Source organism: Streptomyces sp. NPDC040610 (assembly GCF_055594065.1).
Window position 1 is genome coordinate 1 of the sequence record NZ_JBVIXA010000033.1, and the last position, 1,068, is coordinate 1,068.

The 1,068-nt window shown below is 67.5% G+C and carries 1 protein-coding gene; it reads right to left on the minus strand.

Features of this window, described 5'->3' with window-relative positions:
- On the minus strand, positions 1-1,020 hold a 1,020-nt coding region (locus ACZ6AA_RS40855; RefSeq protein ID WP_468462851.1), incomplete at its 3' end, for a sensor histidine kinase.
- Positions 1,021-1,068 lie beyond the last annotated feature (48 nt).

Genomic DNA, 1,068 nt, shown 5'->3' on the forward strand with positions numbered 1-1,068 from the left:
GTGGAAGCCGCCGTCGGGGCGGGGGCCGGACTCGAACGTGCCTCCCACCAACTCCACCCGCTGCCGCAACCCCTTCAACCCACTCCCCGAACCAGACGACGCCAACTCCCGATCCACCGCCGCCGTCGGAGCCGAATTCCGCACCCTCAACCGCACCCGATCCGCCTCATACCGCACCTCCACCCGCACCCCACTCCCCGGAGCGTGCTTCCGCACATTCGTCAACGCCTCCTGCACAATCCGATACGCCGTCCGCGCCACCACCGGAGACGACACCGAACGATCCCCCGACTCACTCAACACCACCTCAACACCCACCGCCCGCGACTCCTCCACCAACACCGACAAACCCCAATCACCCACCCCCACACCACCATCATCACCCACACCACCCACCAACCCCACCGCACTCTCCGGAGACCTCAACACCCCCACCAAATCCCGGAGCTCCTCCAACGCCTGACACCCCGCAGCCCGCAAACCCTCCGCCTCCGCCCGCACCCGCTCATCCGAAGACACCACCCGCAACGCCCCCGCCTGCAACACCATCAACGACACCCGATGCGTCACCACATCATGCATCTCCCCCGCAAGACGCACCCGCTCCTCCGCCCGCGCCCGCTCCGCCAACAAAAACTGCTCCCGCTCCGCCCGCTCAGCCCGCTCCGTCAACGCCACAATCAACCCCCGCCGCGCCGCCACATACATCCCCAACAACGCCGGCACCGCCGTCAACAACACCCCCGACGCCGCCACCGCGAACGACAACTCCCACAACCGCGTCGCCACCACCGTCAACACACCCGTCAACACCCACGCACCCCGCGGCCGCGACGAATACACCACCGCCGAATACGCCGCGAACGGCGCAGCCAACGGCACCCACACCCCCGACCCATCCACCGACGTCACCAACAACCCCGGCACCAACCACACCGACAACGACATCAACACCGCAGACACCGTCGCCACACCCAACACAAACAACGGCCACACCCGCCGCACCACCAACACCACCACCACAACCACCTGCAACCCCAACCCCGCCCACGGCCCAAACCGCGGATG